Here is a 16,878-nt window from a genome sequence, read left to right as displayed (position 1 = left end):
GAGCTATGCACTTTTTGAAGAAGGGGCTGAAAAAATGACAAAAGGAAATTCACCGATCATGGCACAGATGGAGAAAGTGTATCGGCATACAAGAGCAAATTCCTTTGCTACTCGTGCCAGATACGAAAGCAGCTGTCGAAATTTCATTGGATTTTTAGATGAAAAATTCAAGATGAAAAATTTGCGGAATTTACAGGATAAGCATGTAGTAGCCTATATCCAGCAACGGCAAACGGAAGGAATTGCACCAAAAACGCTTAAAAACGACTTAGGGGCGATTCGCTACATGCACGACATGATTCCAAACATCAAACACGAACTTTCCGACAACAAAGAGCTAAAAAATGCATTTTCCATTGCATTAGACAAGACACCTGCGGTAAAAGGCAATAGGGCATGGACAGACCATGAATATAACGATATGCAACAATCCGTCCGAGAAATGGCTGCAAGCAACGGCAGGGGGTCTGAAACAGCCGCTGACGTGCGCGATGTGATGCAATTGGCAAGGACAATGGGGTTGAGGGTGACTGAAGCTGTTGCAATGAGCAGATCACAAGTAGAGCAAGCGTTGAGATTGGGAATTTATCAAGTAAAGGGCGAAGCAAAGAATGGAAAATGGCGACAGGTCCCATTGTCTTCCCAAGGTCGATGGGTAATGGAAAGCAGGATTCAAGGAGTTCCAAGAGGTGAACGCCTGTTTATTCGTCCTGGTGAGAAGACACATGCAGCAGTAAATCGAGTCGAGAAGTTCATGCAAAATAATCGGGATCAATTCGAAACGGTCGAAGGTCAAGAAACGCGGATGTATGAAGGAGTGGCTAATGCTTTAACCTATCACGGGCTACGCTACAATTATGTCCAAGATCGGGTACGGGAAGAAATGGAGAAAGGCTATTCCAAGTTGCAAGCTGCAGCAATCGTCACGAAAGAAGTTGGCCATGAACGAGTAGATGTCATTGATGTCTATTTGGGGGATAAAGGTTGATTTCCCTTACAAGAAATCAACCTCTTTATATTTAATTTTCTTTAACTAAAGCTCCATTAGTTAAACAGAAACAGGCTACTTATAATAATTTATTTATCCTTTTTTCTAACAAAGTAATTTTCATGTCGTTATTTTCAATGCTTTTTAAAGAGACGAGCAAAAAAACCTGGATTCCCCTCTTCTTCTGTCGCAGCGGTTTCAGCCATGTCCAGTTCTTTTTTACGACCTTCCATAGTTTCCTTTAGACCTAACAATAGTTCTCTGTCGTGTTCTTGCAGTTGTAGCCGTCCTGGCAAAGACTCCTCGATATAATTTTTCAATTCCAATTGTCCTTTTACCAATTCATCGACCATTTCCCGCATGGCATTCATTTCTTTGTTTTGTTGGATTAACAATTCTTGAAAAGATTCAAGTGTTGTGGGAAGAACAATTAATTCTTTGCTTTCAACTCGTGTAACTTCACCACCAAACTTCTCCAAGAGCAACTTTTCCATTTCTTTTGGATCCGTGCGATGAATTTCCTGTTTCCTTTGGTCTTTAATGACTTCATCTATATATTCAATACGTTCAACTTGCTGCTTACTGTACGTACGTTGGCCATTGTTATCTGGATCTTTAAAAACGGGCTCAGTTCCGAGCCATCCTCGTTCTTCCCATTTATGCAGTTGAAATGATTTAATGTCTAATTCTCTTGTGATTTTACTGATTGGAACTCGCATTTCCCCATCCCCCAATAGCATAAATTTAGCTTTATCTTACACTAAATTTAGCTCTAATTTATCCTTAACTTAGGCTAACTTATCCCTGTAAGTCAATCTTTCTCAACCTTTTTGTATTCCTCTTACCCAATCTCACTTCGTTAGATCACAAGACTTACAATAAAACAAATTGAAAGAGGGATTATAAAATTAGGCCCAATTAAAGATTAGTGTTGATTTACTTGTTCGACTAAGGAGGGACACCCGTTGAATAAAGGGAAATCGTCTATTGATGGTCTTTTTTTATTTGGCCTGAAGGAAGTTCATCGGCAAGTATCAATGGTAAATGTCTGACTGAAGCGATAGCAAAAGGAATTTAAGGGGTGAATACTTGAGGTGATTCTCCACCCTTTTGGCTTTTCCAAATGTACATTTGGAAACTACTAACCGGCGAAGGTACCCCAAGGATTTTGGGGTCGGGTTTCAATTTATAATTTTTTTTGGAGTTTCCTTTTTCAAAAAAGGAAACTCCTTGGGCTACTTTTCTGACATTGAATTTGTATATCAAGCATCTCTTTTTTATCTTGAACATTGTTGACCTAACTCAACAATGTTTCAATTTCCATCTGTCACGCTAGCGTTCCTAACGTTAAAATATAAAGGCACGCTAGCGTGCCTAATACAAAAAAACTTGCCCCCATCAAAACACTAGGCTTCGCCTAGTCCCACGATGAAATTGGGGGCAGTTTTCCCTTATGCTCTTTCTAACTTTTTCTAACTATTCCCGTGTTTCCGATTCAAAAAGTTATTAAAAAAATAGAGCCAGGTGACATCTGTTTAGGTCACCAAAAATAAAATTTTTGGTGCTTCAAACGGACAAGGTTCTAGGATTTCCTACCAAGACAAAAACAGCGTTTTTGGGATTAGTCATGACAAACCCGTAGCTTGCCCTTTCTCCGACTCTTTGTTTTTGCCCCTGCAAGAAACACATGCGAAACTTTATAAATACGAAAATAATTAAAGGGAAAACAGAGCTCGAATTCGGAAAAAGGTTAGAAAGAGCATAAGGGGTTTTCGTTCCCATGTACCATGTGAAGTTAGGCGAAGCCTAACGAAACTGCGGGAACATGAATTAGATTCAAATGCATGAAACCATGCACTATATTTTATTGTAAATGCATACTTTCATGCATCGTATTGTATTACTTGCCTTCTAAATCCCGACCCTTTTTTCTATCAACTTTTGTTCTCATTTTTCAAAGAAAGTTCCAAAAGTCCCTTCACAGCATCAAATGGATCCCCCAACTCAATCCCTCGTTCTTTCGCAACCTTTCGTAAAAGTTCCATCTCCTTAATCATTCCCGCTACAGGATCAGACTCAATATTCATATCAATTTTTTTTGTACGCTGCTTGTAATTGGTTATCCGTCATTGAACGGTAAAAAGTATCACTTATCATTTTCATATCCCAATTCCTTTAGTAGCTTTTCTCGTTCTTCTGCAATGTTAAGATCAGTTTCTTTTTTAGCCTTTTTTGGTTCGTTTCTATTTTTAAACCACTCAGGGACCTTTTCCACTCGACCTGTTCTCCGTTGACTTGGTTTTAAATCAGCGAACGTGACAGGCAATCCCTTTTGATAAAGTCCCCCATACTCTTGCAATTTCATTTTGATAAAACCTAAGGGATTTTTCACGCTTTCTTCTTCGTTCACGTAATGAATGAGCATGCTCAATTCCTTTTCAGCATCATCGCTCCAAATAAATAATGCTCCTTCATACATTTCAGTAAAATAAATATGATTGAAGCTATAATCTTTCGTTAAAGCATTCAATCGTTTTCGAATATCTTCATTTTCAACTTGTTTTTTTAGTCTTTCTGGTTTAATTTTTGCATCGAGTAGTTCAATTTCCTTTTCAGGTTTGTGTTTGATTGTAAACTTAATCCGTTCTACGCTACGCCCTTTCTTAATTTCCTCAAAGCTAATATAAAAGTCAGTCTTCTTATTGACTTCTTCAACTGCCCTCGATAAAACACGTACTTTGAAATTGGAGTACTTTGGATATGTACCTTCTTCAACACCTAATTTCCCTCTTAAATCCTCGAGAGGATACTCCCATGTCCCAAGAAATTCCCACTTTTTCATAAGTTCATATAACCGAATGGAGTATGTACTATTAAGGGCTAATATATTACTTAATCGGTATGAAGTATATTCTTTCAGTTGTAATAAATATGGCTTTAACTTGGGAGAAAAGGTTAATTCTATAACTCCTTCACCATCAATGTACTCCGCACTAGAAACCCAATGAGCAAGAAGCCACCCTTTATTTTTGCGCGGAATTTCAATAGTTTTCCCCATTAAATTTTTGACAACTTCTTTAATTTCACTGTATTTTGTTTTCCCCTTTAATCCCAACATTTCATTAAAGTCTTTTAATGAAATTCGATACTCTTTAAAATCTTCATCATCAGGTTGAATTTCACTGACCATTGCCAGAATTATTTTTTGTTCTCTAACGGTTAAAGGATTATTATGGCGAGCTTCAATTAAATCATTTGATTGTGCCACCAAATAATTACTTTTCATAGTCCATCTCCTAAAGGTTACACATTTATATTCCTGTTGCCTTATCTATAGATTAATAACTAAAGCATGCAGTGTCAACAACTTATGCAACATATATATATAGTTGTTACCTTTGGGACCGAAAGTGTTACCTTTGGGACCGAAAGTGTTACCTTTGAGGGACCGAAAAGGTTGCCTTTGGGACCGAAAAGGTTGTCTTTGGGACCGAAAGTGTTGCCTTTAGACCTCGAAAGGTCAATGGTACCAACGGTTTGAAGGGTCCTGTAATCACTAGTAATCAAGTAATCAAGTAATCAATAAACAACAACAAACACGCGCGTGGTGGTGGTGGTCAAAAATCAGGTGACATTGATTTCTCTTTTTCTATCAAAAAAATCGAGACAAATAATCTATACCCAAAACATAAAAGGCCGTTACTAGAAAAAAAGAGGGCAAATCCTCGAAAAGGACATGTCCAACTCTCTCAGTCTATTAAATATAGCCATAGAAACGCACAGGATACTCATAGAGCAACATTAAAGGAATTTAGGTGTATCTCTTTAATTACTCTTTTAGGAACGATTCTAGACTATCTGTGGGCGTTTTTAGAAAACCGAAGAAGACGGGCGAAAATTGCGAAAGGGTTTTGTATAATTATTCGTTCAGACAAGCCTAGCGTCCACCAGAAAGCCTGTTAACTCAACGATGTATAATTTCATGCATAACGAAAGGGAAGGGTCGTGGTAGTCCCCCCTTTTTCCCTTTTCTCCTCGTAAAACCTAGTTCAAAATCCAGTTCATAAAGAGAAAAAAAAGCCCTTAAAAAACATAGGGCTTTTCTGGTATACCAGAATTCTTCTGGACATGCTCTGCGAGGCTAAAAGCAAGGGAGCAAAAACCGCTCCCCCAAGTTCAAAAACAAAAAGAAAAAGATCATGGGCTTTGCCCAAACCCACGAGGGAAAAATTTCCCCTCGAACCCCTCCAAAAAGCTCCCCCAACCCCCTCACTTTTTGAGGGGGCTCCCTCGCCGGTAGGCAGAAACAAACGTGGGTTTGTTTCAGTGCCAAGAGGGTTCGGGTTTGGCGAAATTAGTCAACTCCTTAAATTCCTTCCCTTTGGTCAGTCAGACATTTACCGTTGACTAATGCCAAGCCTTTCCCACGACCGATCGCAAGACCTAGGCAAAACAAAATATTTATTGTACAATTCAAGTGTTAATAAAATACATATTTACAAGGAGATTATTTATGAAAAAAATTTCATCGATTTTATTTTTGACTGTACTACTATTCAGTTCTTTAATTTTTAGTCCCCAAGTAGAAGCTAGCTCTGTAAATCAACTTGTTCCTACTGCTCCTATTGATTCAGAAGAATATGTGCCTTATGGAGCTAAACCACCTGGCTCTTCTGCTAGCACGCACAACATTTCGATCAGCCGCTACAATTATCAAGTCGCACGTGTAGGTGCACAAGTCTATACAGATAAATTTATAAATGGAAAAACACGTATGTCAATATACGTAAATAACTGGAAAGTTTTAGATGACCTTGGTGGATCTAATAATGAAATGACAATTGTCTTAAATAACTCATCGCATAAAACAATTGCCAGCTACACAGTAACTATAAAAAACGGTTCCGCTTCAGCTCATTTCGTCGGATTAAATGCTTCAACTAAATATTATATTACGTTTGTAGTACCTACAAACGGAAATAAATATTCATTCAATGGATACATTAATTAATTACCTTGAAAGGGGATTGTTTATCAATCCCCCTTTATATTCTTTAAAAAAGAGGTTATTAAATATGTTCAAAAACGTTTGGAGAACTTTCTTCACAATATATATTTTGATGATATTAAATTTCGTAATAATTAAATTTGATGGCAACATAAATCGCACTATCACCAATATCAAATTAAATATTGAACGTAGAAACCAAGGTGAATTTGGTTACAACCTAATTCCCTTTAATACAATTAAAACTTACATAACTGAACTACATTTCAGCATAGCTACTTTAAATATTCTAGGAAATATAATTCCTTTTATACCTATGGGCTTTCTAATACCAATGGCTTTTCCATCACAAAGAAATATATATAAAACCATGCTTACCTGTTTTATAATAATATTCATCATAGAAACACTTCAATTAATTTTCTTTCTAGGCATTTTTGATATAGATGATTTTATCTTAAATCTAATAAGTTGTTTTATAGGATTCATAATTTATACAATCTACCAAATCATTTTTAAAGTAATAATACAGAAGATACGATCTTAATCTCTCGTATCTTCTGTATTATTACTCCATTCACTTTCATTCCCAATTGCATTCTCAATCACTTCACGCAAAAACTTTGAACGATTGCCGTCTGCCTTTTCGTCTAACCAATCCCAATAACTTTCGGGCAATGTCAGCGAAACTTTTTTCGTGACCCCGATTGCTGGACGGCCAACCTCATTCATTGCATCTAACCGCTCTTGATATTCTGCCAGTAATTTCTTTTGATATTCAAGCATAGATCGAACATCATCAGCATTTTCTATGTTCGGATTCAGAGCAAGAACTCTTTCCAAATTCGCGATAACCTCTTTGGTTTGCTTGATAAATCCCTCAATTGTTTCTTGACTAAATAACCCCATAAATACCACCCCCTTTTTAAGTTACCTTTATCATATAATCTAAGTTACCTAAATTAAAGTATTTTAAGTAACCTAAATTATCGTAAATAAAAAAGAGTAGTAAGCGCTACCCTTTCAATCATCTTTTATATAATAATTTTGCCTGTTCCAGTTCCACATTGCAGTAACAGTGAATGCAGCATCTTCTTTTTCTTCATCTTCACCATCAACTTTTATAAGGTCACCATCTTCAGCATCATCTAAATTTAATTCTTTGTGTATCTTCTTCAACAATCCGCCGTATGAAATCAATCGCTTTCGATACAGCCCCTTTTCCAAATCCTCAACGATTTGTAGGTTTCTTTCTTGCTATTATGTTAACTAGAAGTGCATATAATATACATTTTATATTCCTTATAGACTGTACTGTTTCATAATGAACATATAACGAAATACGATATTTAACAATGATAGTTAGTAGCGATCATGAAAAAATGAAACAGTTTTTTTCTATTATTTTGTTCTGTTTTCATGTTAAATATTCATAGGTTATGACAAAGTGTTATTCATTAATAACAAAAGGTGTTATCCTTGAATAAGATACCGTATGATTGAGAACACTAATCTTAATATTGGACGTGGTTTTATTGGCAGCATTCAACGGAGCTACACAGGCCCAAGTTGAAGACATTTTAAAGAAGATTGTTGATTGTATTCATCGGGGAAATGACCATTTTATCTTTTTAGCACAAAGAGATAAGAACGAAGCTACTTTGTTGGAATTAGGATTTAGAGCCGCAGATGTAAGACGAATTGTTGAAGAAGAACTAACATATGAAGATTATTACAGAGGATCCAATCCAAATGGGAGCAGTAATGTTCCTCCACGATTGCTAAATAGTGATATGTGGGAATTTGGAAAGGTTGTTACTGGAAATGAAACGATGGAAGTTTATATTAAGTTCAGTTTTATTGAAGACAATGATGGCCCTTTTACCTGTTGTGTTTCTTTTCATAAACCAGATCGCACAATCACATACCCCCTCAAGGCATCATGAGTGGGGTATGAAAAACAGGAGGAAAAAGATATGACTTTACAATTAAAATTCTGTGTTCATTGTTTTGAACGAACTTCGGTTGAACATAAATTTGTTACAGATAAAGTTGAATTGCATGGCGAAACTATCACATATGAAGCTGAACGTTATGAGTGTACAAAATGTGGAAAGTACACAGATAACGACGAATTAACAGATCGAAATTATAGTACAATTTATCGTAAATATCAGGAAAATAAAGATATGTTAAAAGCAGAAGATTTTCGTTATGTTCGTAATGAAATTTATCAGGCTAGCACGCGAGTAATGGCTAAATTAATTGGATGGAGCCCTGCTACTATCTCTCGATATGAAAATGGAAGTTTACAGACGAAAAAACATGATACTCATTTTAAAACATATTTAGATCCACGCGCGATGAAACGAGCATTTGATAATTATCGTGATGAACTTGAAGAGAAACCTAAAAGAGTACTTGAAGAAAGGTTATCTTTTTTATTAGATACAGTAAAATCTAGTGAGTTATTAAAGGGATTAGATGACAGGCTTACGTTGTTAAATATAGAAGATAGAGATGATGAATCGCACATGACTTCTACAGAATCAGTAGAGAAGTTTTTTATTATAAAAGGGCAAGAATTTAATGAGGAAGATGAAGATGATTTAAGAGTTTCTCCTTTAAAGCTTCAGAAGTTAATGTATTTTGCTCAGGGATGGAGCCATGCTTTCACTGGACACGATTTATTTGAAGATAATTTCCAAGCATGGCAACATGGTCCCGTAATTCCTGATTTGTACCATCGCTATAAATCATATGGTTCGAAAAGAATTGACAAAGATTTTGGTGTATCGATTCATGATTTAGGTTTAACATCTGATCAGTTGAGTATATTGCATTGGATATGGGATAAATATAGTAAATTTGAAGCGAAATTTTTAGAGAACTTAACACATATAGAGTATCCTTGGCGAAAAACGCGTGCAGATTTGGCTGATGATGCGAGTTGCGATTGGGTAATTGAAAAAGACGATATTCATCATTTCTTTGATTCAATGTATCGAACATTAAAATTGCTACAGAGAAATTAATCTAAAGTTTATTTAGTCTGTGATAAATAAAAAGCCTTTGGAATCAATAGTTCCAAAGGCTTTTTATTTCCGATAACTGCTGTTATGTAAACTTGGTATACAACAATGCATTTTTGTATGATTTAACTAAACACCCAAGATATAAATTTCATTTAAATGGTGAAAAATATTGGTTTGATATTGACAAATATTTAGCAGCCCTTAGAAAACAGCAACAAGCTAAAAGAAAAAATAGTGCTGTTGCAGAACCAATAAAACAAGAAGTGAAGTTATCATTTACAAGCATGGATGGCAGTGTTGATACAGCCTGATAAAGAAGCATTTTAGGACATATAATAGCTGGATCGGGTACAAGGGATTGTAGGCATAAAAAAAACTGCACCTCCAAATTAGTAACTAATTGGAGGTGCAGTTTTTTTAGTTTCTTTATCAATAGATTGTATCTAGTAGTCTTTACCAACTATTACTTTCCATTCGTTTTTTAGTTGCTTAATGGGGAATATGAACTCTAGTTGCTCATCATCATCCACTAGTGAAACTGTTGCTTCAAACTCAGTTGGACTTATAGTAGAGAGTTCGATGATTCGTGTTTCCGAGACTGTTGAATCGATATCTAAGTAACTTTCCAATTGCTCCTTTTTGTCAGGAAACCTCAAGTCATCCGACAGATTGACTAATGTAGTCGTATCATTATCCTCCAAAGCCTTTAAATAACTTTGTAAGAGTCCCTCAACCTCCATTTCTGGAGTAAGTGCTGCTTCTGTTGAACAGCCGACTAGAAGTAATAGAAGTAGTAGCCCTATTGGGATTTTTTTGCTCATTTCATATCACCTCACCATTTGAAAATTAATATAGTAGTAGTTCTTTTCTAAATACTATGATACCATTAAATCGGAAATGAAGGAAGTTAGTTCCATATTTGATGATTGGGAGGATGTTTTTTATGAAAAATGTATTAAAGTTTTTATTTTTAGGTGTATTTTTATTTTCAATGCCGCTAATCTCTCAGGCAGAGGAAATAAAAGTTAAAAGTGTGGGAGAAGTTATTGATACTTATTTGACAGGCATGGTTGAAAATGATGTTCATGCAGTCGTGAATAATGTGAATGATACGCGTTATAATTCTTTAGAGCAACAAATTTCAGAGTACAAAATTATGTTAATTGAAGATAAGCTAGTAGATTATGAGATTTTAGGTGATAAAGTTGTTTCAAACAATGAAATTCAGTATATTGCGAGATTAGAATTTGCAACAGGAGAAATTTCTGAAGTACCGATGCTGATGACAAAAGAAGATTCACGTTGGAAAGTTAATGTTTCAAATTCTTCGTTAGAAAATGAAGAATATAAGATATTACAGGAAGCAATTTCAGAAACTACCTTGTCAGAAACTATAATCACGCCCCTAGCGGCACACTTCCTTTGTGATTGGAACTTTTCCGGAAGACGAGATAATAAAGAATTTTACTCAAATTGTACTTTTGATATAAATAAATCTGATGCAATGGTTAATTTGGTAGTGCATCAAGATAATACTTCATCTCATAGCTTAGGTATAGCATATACAATTGTGAAAAAGAAATTATTTGGAGATGAAGTATGGGGAAGTAATTATGTAAGTGGAACTAAAACTAGTAATTACCTCACAACCATAACTGGAAAAAGCAAGACTTTTTCAGGTGCTAAAGTAAGATTTTTACCTGATGGGCACTATGAACAGCCGGGTTTCTCGGGGGTAGGTGGAATATATTAACCGATCAGTTTATAGTAAATAGTCTATCTAAGCCAGAAATAGGTGGTTTAAATAGGACGTCATTAAGAAAACGACCAAGAAATCAATTCTTTGTCGTTTTCCTGTCTTATAGACAAGTTGAGGATATTCAAAAATGTATACAGGTATATATTTTAAGTACACTCAAAATGAAATTATTAATCTAACACAATGTAAATATGTTAGATTCGTGAAAACAGCTCAATCCCTTGAACCATAAGGAATTGAGCTGTTTTTTAGCCATGCATTTTTTTCTTCGTCAATTTGAATCTAACATAGTATATGTTATGATTACCTTAAGTTGGATTGGAGCTTGTACGGTGAAATACATAAGGAGGTCTACTGGAAGCATGAAATTCGTTGAACCGATTCGGGATCTCAATAAGATTAGCAGCATGAAAAAAATCCTTTTCGCGCAAAGCGAAAGGAACTATCTCCTATTTACGCTTGGCATCAATTCACCCTATCGCATTTCGGACTTAATTAGGGTGCAATTTAAGCATGTACTGGATCCTAAAAACAGTGTACGTTCGCATTTAGCACTGACTGAACAAAAGACAGGGAAGGAAAATAAGGTGGCTCTTTCTAAAGGGGTTAAAAAGGCGATTGAGGCGTATGCCGGCCAGCATTATGAGGGGGATTCGGAAGCTTACCTATTCAGGAGTCGGAAAGGGACAAATCAAGCGATTAGCCGGGTCCAGGCCTGGACCATTATAAGTGATGCAGCGAAAGAGTTGGGTCTTGAAAACATCGGGACGCATTCCCTTCGAAAGACGTTTGGGTATCATCAAATCAAACGAGGGACGAATATTACGCTCTTGATGAAGATGTTTAACCATAGTTCCGAAAGTGTTACTTTACGGTATATAGGCATCACACAGGACGATATGGATGCAGCTGTTCAAGCCCTGGATCTTTAACTCGGATTTACCCCAAAGGGTCTGCTCATAGGATGCAAGATTTATGGCCATCTATAAAAAAAATAAAAAGTCCTCCAATTTCAATTGGAGGACTTAACGATAAAGGACAATTACCTGGTCGGCGTATCCAGGATCTCTGGTAACTCCCGAAGGAGCGCGTGGGGAACCTTTCCCACCTCAATTATCCTTGTAATAAATAGTGTATGCATGCAAAAACATTTTAAACGCATCTGACTAAAAGTGTAACAATTACTGTAATTCTATTATAACACTAGGCGTCTCTTTTTCAAGAAAAAACCTTTTACACATAAGGGATAATGCGTTTGCTGATCAATCGTTTGTTGATTTTTGCTACTGCATTCTTCAAATCATATAAACTAGAGACAAACAAGTAACCTGTGGGATCTAACTTAATTGCGAGAAGTAGATGATCACCTAACTGCTTGTATAATTCAATACTATTCGGCTCTTTAGGATTCTTGCCAATATAGTCAGGTTCACTAAGAACTAAAGGGATAGAATGGCCATACTGTTCCCATACCCCTGGGTGCTTCTTTTTAATATGTTTAATCGCACCAGGATAGATATATACGTCACTTGTAGGAAAATTAATTCCTATCAGGGACTGGATCTTTATTGTATCTATCTCCCCAACCAAAAGAGGATCAACAGAGTTTTCATCAAAAGAAAATAAATCAGACAAAGTATCATCGGCCCCTAGCAATCAAATTCCAATAAAGCCATTATATCATGAAATAGATTCCACTCACTCATGTACTTCTCCGTAAACTTCTACCTCTTTTTCGCCAGCTTCATCTCAACTACTTTTTAGTTATTGCTTAATTGGGTTTTTCGAAAGTTTTTTTGCAATACTTGACGATTCTTTATGTAAAAACTACGCAAAGGACACCCGAAATATAACTCAACATTATCGGTTATTAAATTAGGCAGAAATTCGACTCGGTTTCTCTAAATTTGAATTTTTGTACAGACTTAATGAATTTTATAGTGAGCTCCTGTAAGCAATCTTTATCTAAATTACCATTAATGAAGCTGTTTTTGCACAAGACAGGCATAAACATTTTAATTAGTTCCTCCATGGCTTTTGTGTCGCCACTTTGGGCATATTCAAATAGAATTTTAAAATCTGTTTCATTCATAAAATCACCTTCATTTGTTTTTTTTTGAAACAGTTTCTAACAACTGAATTAAGGTTTTATTTAGCTGCTCAAGTTTACTGTCAAGTCTTATTAAAAGAAAGGAGCTTATAGCAATGGGGAAGCCCATTGTATTAATAAATTCCATGAAATAATCCATTTTAACCATTCCTTATTTGGATTTTAAGGCTTTTAAAGATGCATTTTTTATCTTGTTTACAGCTTGAATCGAGATTCTTAGTTTTTTAGCAATTTCCTTTTCTTCAAATTGCTTTACAAACCTTAGAAATAGTATTGTTTTTTGCTTTTTCGTTAAATTATTTATGGCTAAAGCCAATGTTCGATCCGTGAAAATTTCCGTAAAATCAATATCTTTAGGGACTGTAATTTCTTCTATAAAATTAACAGACTTATCGGGAATACTATCAATTTTCGCTTCATTAAATTCGGGGTCTAACTTATCTAAAATTAAATCTTCTTGACTGTATATTTTTAAATGCTTTCTTTTTATTTCCCTTGCATTTAACACTATTGACTTGTGTAGGTAACTTGTTGAATAAATTTTAAAAAGATGTCCCAGAAACTGTTCATTCAACACACTGCAAACTTTCTCATCTTTTTCCAAGGTAGCTTTTTTGTAAAGTTTCTTAATATCCTCATTTTCATTGATAATTTTTTGGGCTAAATTATGCACTTCTATTACCTCCCTTTGTCCAGTCGCTATATATATATAATATCATTAAGCAAACACCTGTTCTACATTTAAGTAAAAAAATTTAGAGTACTAAATTATTCTTTCTCAATAAAATTCCCCTACTAAAATTTTCTTATACTTAATAAAAGGGGATTGTTTTTAGATTTATCAACCAAATATCTAAATAATTTTGAAAAAGTTTTAATATTTAAGGGTTGATTATTTAAACGTTAGTGTCCTCTTATATAGTGTAAGATAACTTAAGTTGGCCAACGAAGGGTTCTCTTGCAATATAATTTAAAAGGGGATGTTTTTTATGGGTCGCCGAAGAGAATATATTTCGAATCTCACTATGTCTCGTGATACTTTGTATAGGGTTCGAAGAGCGCAATATGAAATTAGAATGCAAGGTTTTACTAATGTCAGTGAAGGAAAACTTATTACTGCCTTGGGAGCTTATTCAACTGTATTATCGTTAGCCTTTATGTTGCCAACCCCTGTCACTTTAGCAGCTGGAGTAATCTCAGCAATCAGTGGCGCAGGGAATGAACGAGCTACAATTATTGCTGTTTGTAAAAATGGGGAGGACTATTTGCAAGAACTCCTATATTTTTTGGATGACCATCCACAGTACGACTCTATAAGGGCTGATCTGCCATTCCTTGAATTTATTGACGAGAAATTCCGAATTGTTCATGGAAAAGGGGTTCTTACAGCTGTCCACGCGAAAAATGGTTGGATTTCACAGTAAAAATAAAAACCCTCTTGCATTACTGCAAGAGGGTTTTTCAATGTCTTGAAATAGGAAGAACTGTACAAAGGAGAAACTAAAACTTAGCTCGCGTATATTCTTTTTTCATTCTTCGGTACTAATCAATTCATAAATATGGTCATAGTCAAACTTAGAATCCTCAATTTTATAATAACCATCCTTGAACCCAGTTATTGAAGAACTAATACGAAGGACGTTAGGGGTGTCTATAGATATATCCGAAATAAATATTACTTCCGACTCGTTAAACTTTAACATCCCATCAAAGTAGATTGCATTTTCATAATTAAGCATGTCTTGTGCAGCCTTGTCCTTTAAGGGCACTAATTTTAGATTGCTAAGGTATTCTAAAACTAAGCCACAAGTATTCTCATCATGGCATTTTGCTGTAACTGATTCGCCATCAGGGAGATTTTTTGAAATATGAAAGTCAACCAGGGATTCAGATGCGAACTCCTTAATAGGATTGAATGAAATCTTATAATATATGAAACCCTTATAAAGAAAGATTGATAATAAAACTATAACTATTGCAAAGGCTAAATATTTAATTTTTTTCATCTGTAAGACCAATTCCTTTCTATTTATCCTTATTCCTTAAAAGTATATTGCTATCACAGGTAGTTGCGACCGATAAAAGCTAAAGAAAAGCTAAGGGATCATCCCAGTGAATAGATAAATTCTCCATTTCTTTTGTCTTAGTCTAGCGTTCACATTTGTTCATTGCAAGGATATTCTTGCCTTTTGTATCTCTGGTCTATAAGGGGCCCTACCACTGATTACAGCCACATTGCGGGAAATGCTGCGCCCTCTTATTCAATAAAAATAAAAGCCGAAGATTTCCTTAGCGTATGGTTTGCGCTTTTTGTTGGTAGGACCCCAAAGATAACTTATGTCATCTACTTGGCTTTCAACACATTTTCGAGGACGAGCCTAATGCGACAGACTACGGAGGAGTAACTGGCTACAACCTAATTAAATCTGGTGCCGTTACAATGGAAACATTTTAACAGAAACATATTCGCGAAAAGTATAAAGAACTTCATGAACGGATTCTTTATTTTGCATACATATATCAGCTATTAATAAACCCTACAGTTATTTTGTTCTCAAACGAGGATTTGAATACAAATATATCGACAGAGTTCATACTTCATGATCATCAAAATAATCGTTATCTTCACCTTGGTGTGGACAAACACGAAAACACAGAAGATCTCTATTTTCCTCGAACATTCTTCGTTCGGAAAAAAATGATTTCATAATAGATCAGACGCCTATAATAATTCTTGAAAAAGTGGAGACCTGAGTCCCTTTTGAATAAATTAAGCTTTTTCACGTGGTGCTGCATTTAAGTTTATTTAAGAAATGAAATATAACAAAAACGGGGTTAATCGTATTTATTCAAACCGATTTAACAAAGCATTTGAAAACTCTAAAAGGAACTGATAAACTAATAGCATATAAATTTACTTTAACTTTTAATGCCGAACCCATGCGGGATCTGGCGGTGATGACTAATGACAGGCCTTTGGGCTGATTGTGGCGTAAGCAAACTAGACTCCTATTTTGCTACGGAAAAAATCAGATACCAAAGGTCTTTTTGCGTCCAAAAACTAACGTTATCAAATGCTGCTTCTTGCAGTAAAGTACAAAAAATCATAAAAATGGAGTGCTCAAAATGAGTACAAAACTCGAAAAGGAGAGAGGAAATATGCTAATTAAACTATCGGAAAATGAACAAAAATTATTCGAACAGGTGTACAAACAGCATCTAAATGCAATGGGTTCAGAGGAACGAAAAAAGTATGGGAGAGAGGAAGTTACAAAAATTGAAAAGGATGTTCCCAACAAATGTTTAAACGTTCATTTCGCAAACGGCGAATGGTTTAGATATTACGTGGATGGAACATGGGGCTGAACAAATAGAGTGAAGTTGAATGACTTCGCTCCCAGGTAAGGCAGTCAGCAAATACAGGCTGCCTTGCGACTTTGTCGCAAACAAGATGGACGTTAATGCGCGTGTAAGCATTCGTAATGCAGGCTGACGAAAAGAGCCGATCGCTACGCTTGGAGCGGTTAATAAATACCGGCAGGAAGTGAACGAGGTCGAAGACCTGAGCGATATGCTTGCTTGATGGCAGTTCACTGGAACATGGCAAAGCCAACCCGTTAGGGGATGTTCCATTCAATACTCACACACACAATTGGATACGAGGTACAGCTTTCTCTTTGCCCGCTATTTGGCGTTAGCCAAATGAGCACGCCACAGATTTTGAACGAAGTGATAAAAATCTGAAGTGCAATTCGGGCAAAGAGAAAGCTGTACCCAAAAGCCGGAAATACACCCGTAAATACCGTTATCGCAGGGTTTGTGTTTTGGTTTTAACCTTCGGTTTTTGAGGAAGTTCTGAGGACGCCTGAAAATGCCAATGGGTGAGCTATGCACTTTTTGAAGAAGGGGCTGAAAAAATGACAAAAGGAAATTCACCGATCATGGCACAGATGGAGAAAGTGTATCGGCATACAAGAG

At 35.8% G+C, this 16,878-nt stretch carries 20 protein-coding genes and 1 pseudogene; 10 read left to right on the top strand and 11 right to left on the bottom strand.

Annotation, left to right across the window (positions count from 1 at the left end; genetic code table 11):
• On the top strand, window positions 1-988 hold a 988-nt coding region (locus tag FILTAD_RS00195; RefSeq protein WP_203229604.1), incomplete at its 5' end, for a phage integrase N-terminal domain-containing protein.
• 134 nt (window positions 989-1,122) lie between these two features.
• On the opposite strand, the gene FILTAD_RS00190 is transcribed toward FILTAD_RS00195, so the two are convergent.
• The 3 genes from FILTAD_RS00190 to FILTAD_RS00185 form a co-directional block, all read right to left on the bottom strand.
• On the bottom strand, window positions 1,123-1,707 hold the full coding sequence (locus FILTAD_RS00190; RefSeq protein WP_124068495.1) for a MerR family transcriptional regulator: 585 nt from the start codon (window positions 1,705-1,707) through the stop codon (window positions 1,123-1,125).
• 1,215 nt (window positions 1,708-2,922) lie between these two features.
• Window positions 2,923-3,075 carry a hypothetical protein gene (locus FILTAD_RS15705; RefSeq protein ID WP_160117531.1) on the bottom strand — a complete coding sequence of 51 codons (153 nt, stop codon included), beginning with the start codon at window positions 3,073-3,075 and terminating at the stop codon, window positions 2,923-2,925.
• Between the two features lie 59 nt (window positions 3,076-3,134).
• Window positions 3,135-4,274 carry a replication initiation protein gene (locus FILTAD_RS00185; RefSeq protein WP_124068494.1) on the bottom strand — a complete coding sequence of 380 codons (1,140 nt, stop codon included), beginning with the start codon at window positions 4,272-4,274 and terminating at the stop codon, window positions 3,135-3,137.
• 1,227 nt (window positions 4,275-5,501) lie between these two features.
• Between FILTAD_RS00185 and FILTAD_RS00180 the strand changes: the two genes are divergently transcribed.
• Together FILTAD_RS00180 and FILTAD_RS16265 are read left to right on the top strand one after the other, a co-directional pair.
• A complete protein-coding gene (locus FILTAD_RS00180; protein ID WP_124068493.1) occupies window positions 5,502-5,999 on the top strand; it encodes a hypothetical protein in 498 nt (165 codons plus the stop codon).
• Window positions 5,983-6,543 carry a VanZ family protein gene (locus FILTAD_RS16265; protein WP_124068492.1) on the top strand — a complete coding sequence of 187 codons (561 nt, stop codon included), beginning with the start codon at window positions 5,983-5,985 and terminating at the stop codon, window positions 6,541-6,543. Before FILTAD_RS00180 ends, FILTAD_RS16265 begins: the two co-directional genes overlap by 17 nt.
• Here FILTAD_RS16265 and FILTAD_RS00170 read toward each other — a convergent pair.
• Together FILTAD_RS00170 and FILTAD_RS00165 are read right to left on the bottom strand one after the other, a co-directional pair.
• On the bottom strand, window positions 6,540-6,905 hold the full coding sequence (locus FILTAD_RS00170) for a DUF2239 family protein (protein WP_238988100.1): 366 nt from the start codon (window positions 6,903-6,905) through the stop codon (window positions 6,540-6,542). The two genes, FILTAD_RS16265 and FILTAD_RS00170, sit on opposite strands and share 4 nt — an antisense overlap.
• A 114-nt stretch (window positions 6,906-7,019) precedes the next feature.
• A pseudogene (locus tag FILTAD_RS00165) lies at window positions 7,020-7,250 on the bottom strand (protein rep); the annotation flags it as partial.
• A 272-nt stretch (window positions 7,251-7,522) separates the two neighbouring features.
• Here FILTAD_RS00165 and FILTAD_RS00160 point away from each other — a divergent pair.
• The 3 genes from FILTAD_RS00160 (at window position 7,523) to FILTAD_RS00150 (ending at window position 9,342) form a co-directional block, all read left to right on the top strand.
• On the top strand, window positions 7,523-7,942 hold the full coding sequence (locus FILTAD_RS00160; protein ID WP_238988102.1) for a hypothetical protein: 420 nt from the start codon (window positions 7,523-7,525) through the stop codon (window positions 7,940-7,942).
• A gap of 30 nt (window positions 7,943-7,972) precedes the next feature.
• Window positions 7,973-9,031, top strand: a complete 1,059-nt coding sequence (locus FILTAD_RS00155) for a type II toxin-antitoxin system antitoxin SocA domain-containing protein (protein WP_124068489.1) — start codon at window positions 7,973-7,975, stop codon at window positions 9,029-9,031.
• Between the two features lie 113 nt (window positions 9,032-9,144).
• Window positions 9,145-9,342 carry a hypothetical protein gene (locus tag FILTAD_RS00150; RefSeq protein ID WP_203229603.1) on the top strand — a complete coding sequence of 66 codons (198 nt, stop codon included), beginning with the start codon at window positions 9,145-9,147 and terminating at the stop codon, window positions 9,340-9,342.
• A gap of 132 nt (window positions 9,343-9,474) precedes the next feature.
• Here FILTAD_RS00150 and FILTAD_RS00145 read toward each other — a convergent pair whose 3' ends face one another.
• Window positions 9,475-9,852, bottom strand: a complete 378-nt coding sequence (locus FILTAD_RS00145; RefSeq protein WP_124068488.1) for a hypothetical protein — start codon at window positions 9,850-9,852, stop codon at window positions 9,475-9,477.
• Window positions 9,853-9,974: 122 nt separating this feature from the next.
• Here FILTAD_RS00145 and FILTAD_RS00140 point away from each other — a divergent pair, with 122 nt between their 5' ends.
• Both FILTAD_RS00140 and FILTAD_RS00135 read left to right on the top strand, forming a co-directional pair.
• Window positions 9,975-10,784: a hypothetical protein gene (locus FILTAD_RS00140; protein ID WP_124068487.1), complete on the top strand. Its 810-nt coding sequence runs from the start codon at window positions 9,975-9,977 to the stop codon at window positions 10,782-10,784.
• Window positions 10,785-11,152: 368 nt separating this feature from the next.
• Complete coding sequence (locus FILTAD_RS00135; RefSeq protein WP_124068486.1) at window positions 11,153-11,722, top strand: site-specific integrase; 570 nt, start codon at window positions 11,153-11,155, stop codon at window positions 11,720-11,722.
• A 301-nt stretch (window positions 11,723-12,023) separates the two neighbouring features.
• On the opposite strand, the gene FILTAD_RS00130 is transcribed toward FILTAD_RS00135, so the two are convergent.
• The 4 genes from FILTAD_RS00130 to FILTAD_RS00115 form a co-directional block, all read right to left on the bottom strand.
• Window positions 12,024-12,425 (bottom strand): PBECR3 domain-containing polyvalent protein, encoded by a 402-nt coding sequence (locus FILTAD_RS00130; protein ID WP_124068485.1) that lies wholly within the window; start codon window positions 12,423-12,425, stop codon window positions 12,024-12,026.
• Window positions 12,426-12,660: 235 nt separating this feature from the next.
• Window positions 12,661-12,882 carry a helix-turn-helix domain-containing protein gene (locus FILTAD_RS16260; RefSeq protein ID WP_124068484.1) on the bottom strand — a complete coding sequence of 74 codons (222 nt, stop codon included), beginning with the start codon at window positions 12,880-12,882 and terminating at the stop codon, window positions 12,661-12,663.
• Window positions 12,883-12,892: 10 nt separating this feature from the next.
• Entirely contained in the window at window positions 12,893-13,009 is a 117-nt protein-coding gene (locus FILTAD_RS00120) for a YvrJ family protein (RefSeq protein ID WP_238988101.1), read from the bottom strand.
• 42 nt (window positions 13,010-13,051) lie between these two features.
• Window positions 13,052-13,573 (bottom strand): RNA polymerase sigma factor, encoded by a 522-nt coding sequence (locus FILTAD_RS00115; RefSeq protein WP_160117528.1) that lies wholly within the window; start codon window positions 13,571-13,573, stop codon window positions 13,052-13,054.
• 316 nt (window positions 13,574-13,889) lie between these two features.
• On the opposite strand from FILTAD_RS00115, the gene FILTAD_RS00110 reads away from it, so the two are divergent.
• Window positions 13,890-14,324: a hypothetical protein gene (locus FILTAD_RS00110; protein ID WP_124068481.1), complete on the top strand. Its 435-nt coding sequence runs from the start codon at window positions 13,890-13,892 to the stop codon at window positions 14,322-14,324.
• Window positions 14,325-14,429: 105 nt separating this feature from the next.
• Here FILTAD_RS00110 and FILTAD_RS00105 read toward each other — a convergent pair whose 3' ends face one another.
• Window positions 14,430-14,906, bottom strand: a complete 477-nt coding sequence (locus FILTAD_RS00105; protein ID WP_124068480.1) for a hypothetical protein — start codon at window positions 14,904-14,906, stop codon at window positions 14,430-14,432.
• Between the two features lie 1,153 nt (window positions 14,907-16,059).
• Between FILTAD_RS00105 and FILTAD_RS00100 the strand changes: the two genes are divergently transcribed.
• On the top strand, window positions 16,060-16,266 hold the full coding sequence (locus FILTAD_RS00100; RefSeq protein ID WP_124068479.1) for a hypothetical protein: 207 nt from the start codon (window positions 16,060-16,062) through the stop codon (window positions 16,264-16,266).
• Window positions 16,267-16,878: the final 612 nt, after the last annotated feature.

The organism is Filibacter tadaridae (assembly GCF_900609045.1).
GTDB lineage: Bacteria > Bacillota > Bacilli > Bacillales_A > Planococcaceae > Sporosarcina > Sporosarcina tadaridae.
The sequence above is the reverse complement of the archived record's forward strand: the minus strand, read 5'-3'. Positions and strand labels throughout refer to the sequence as shown.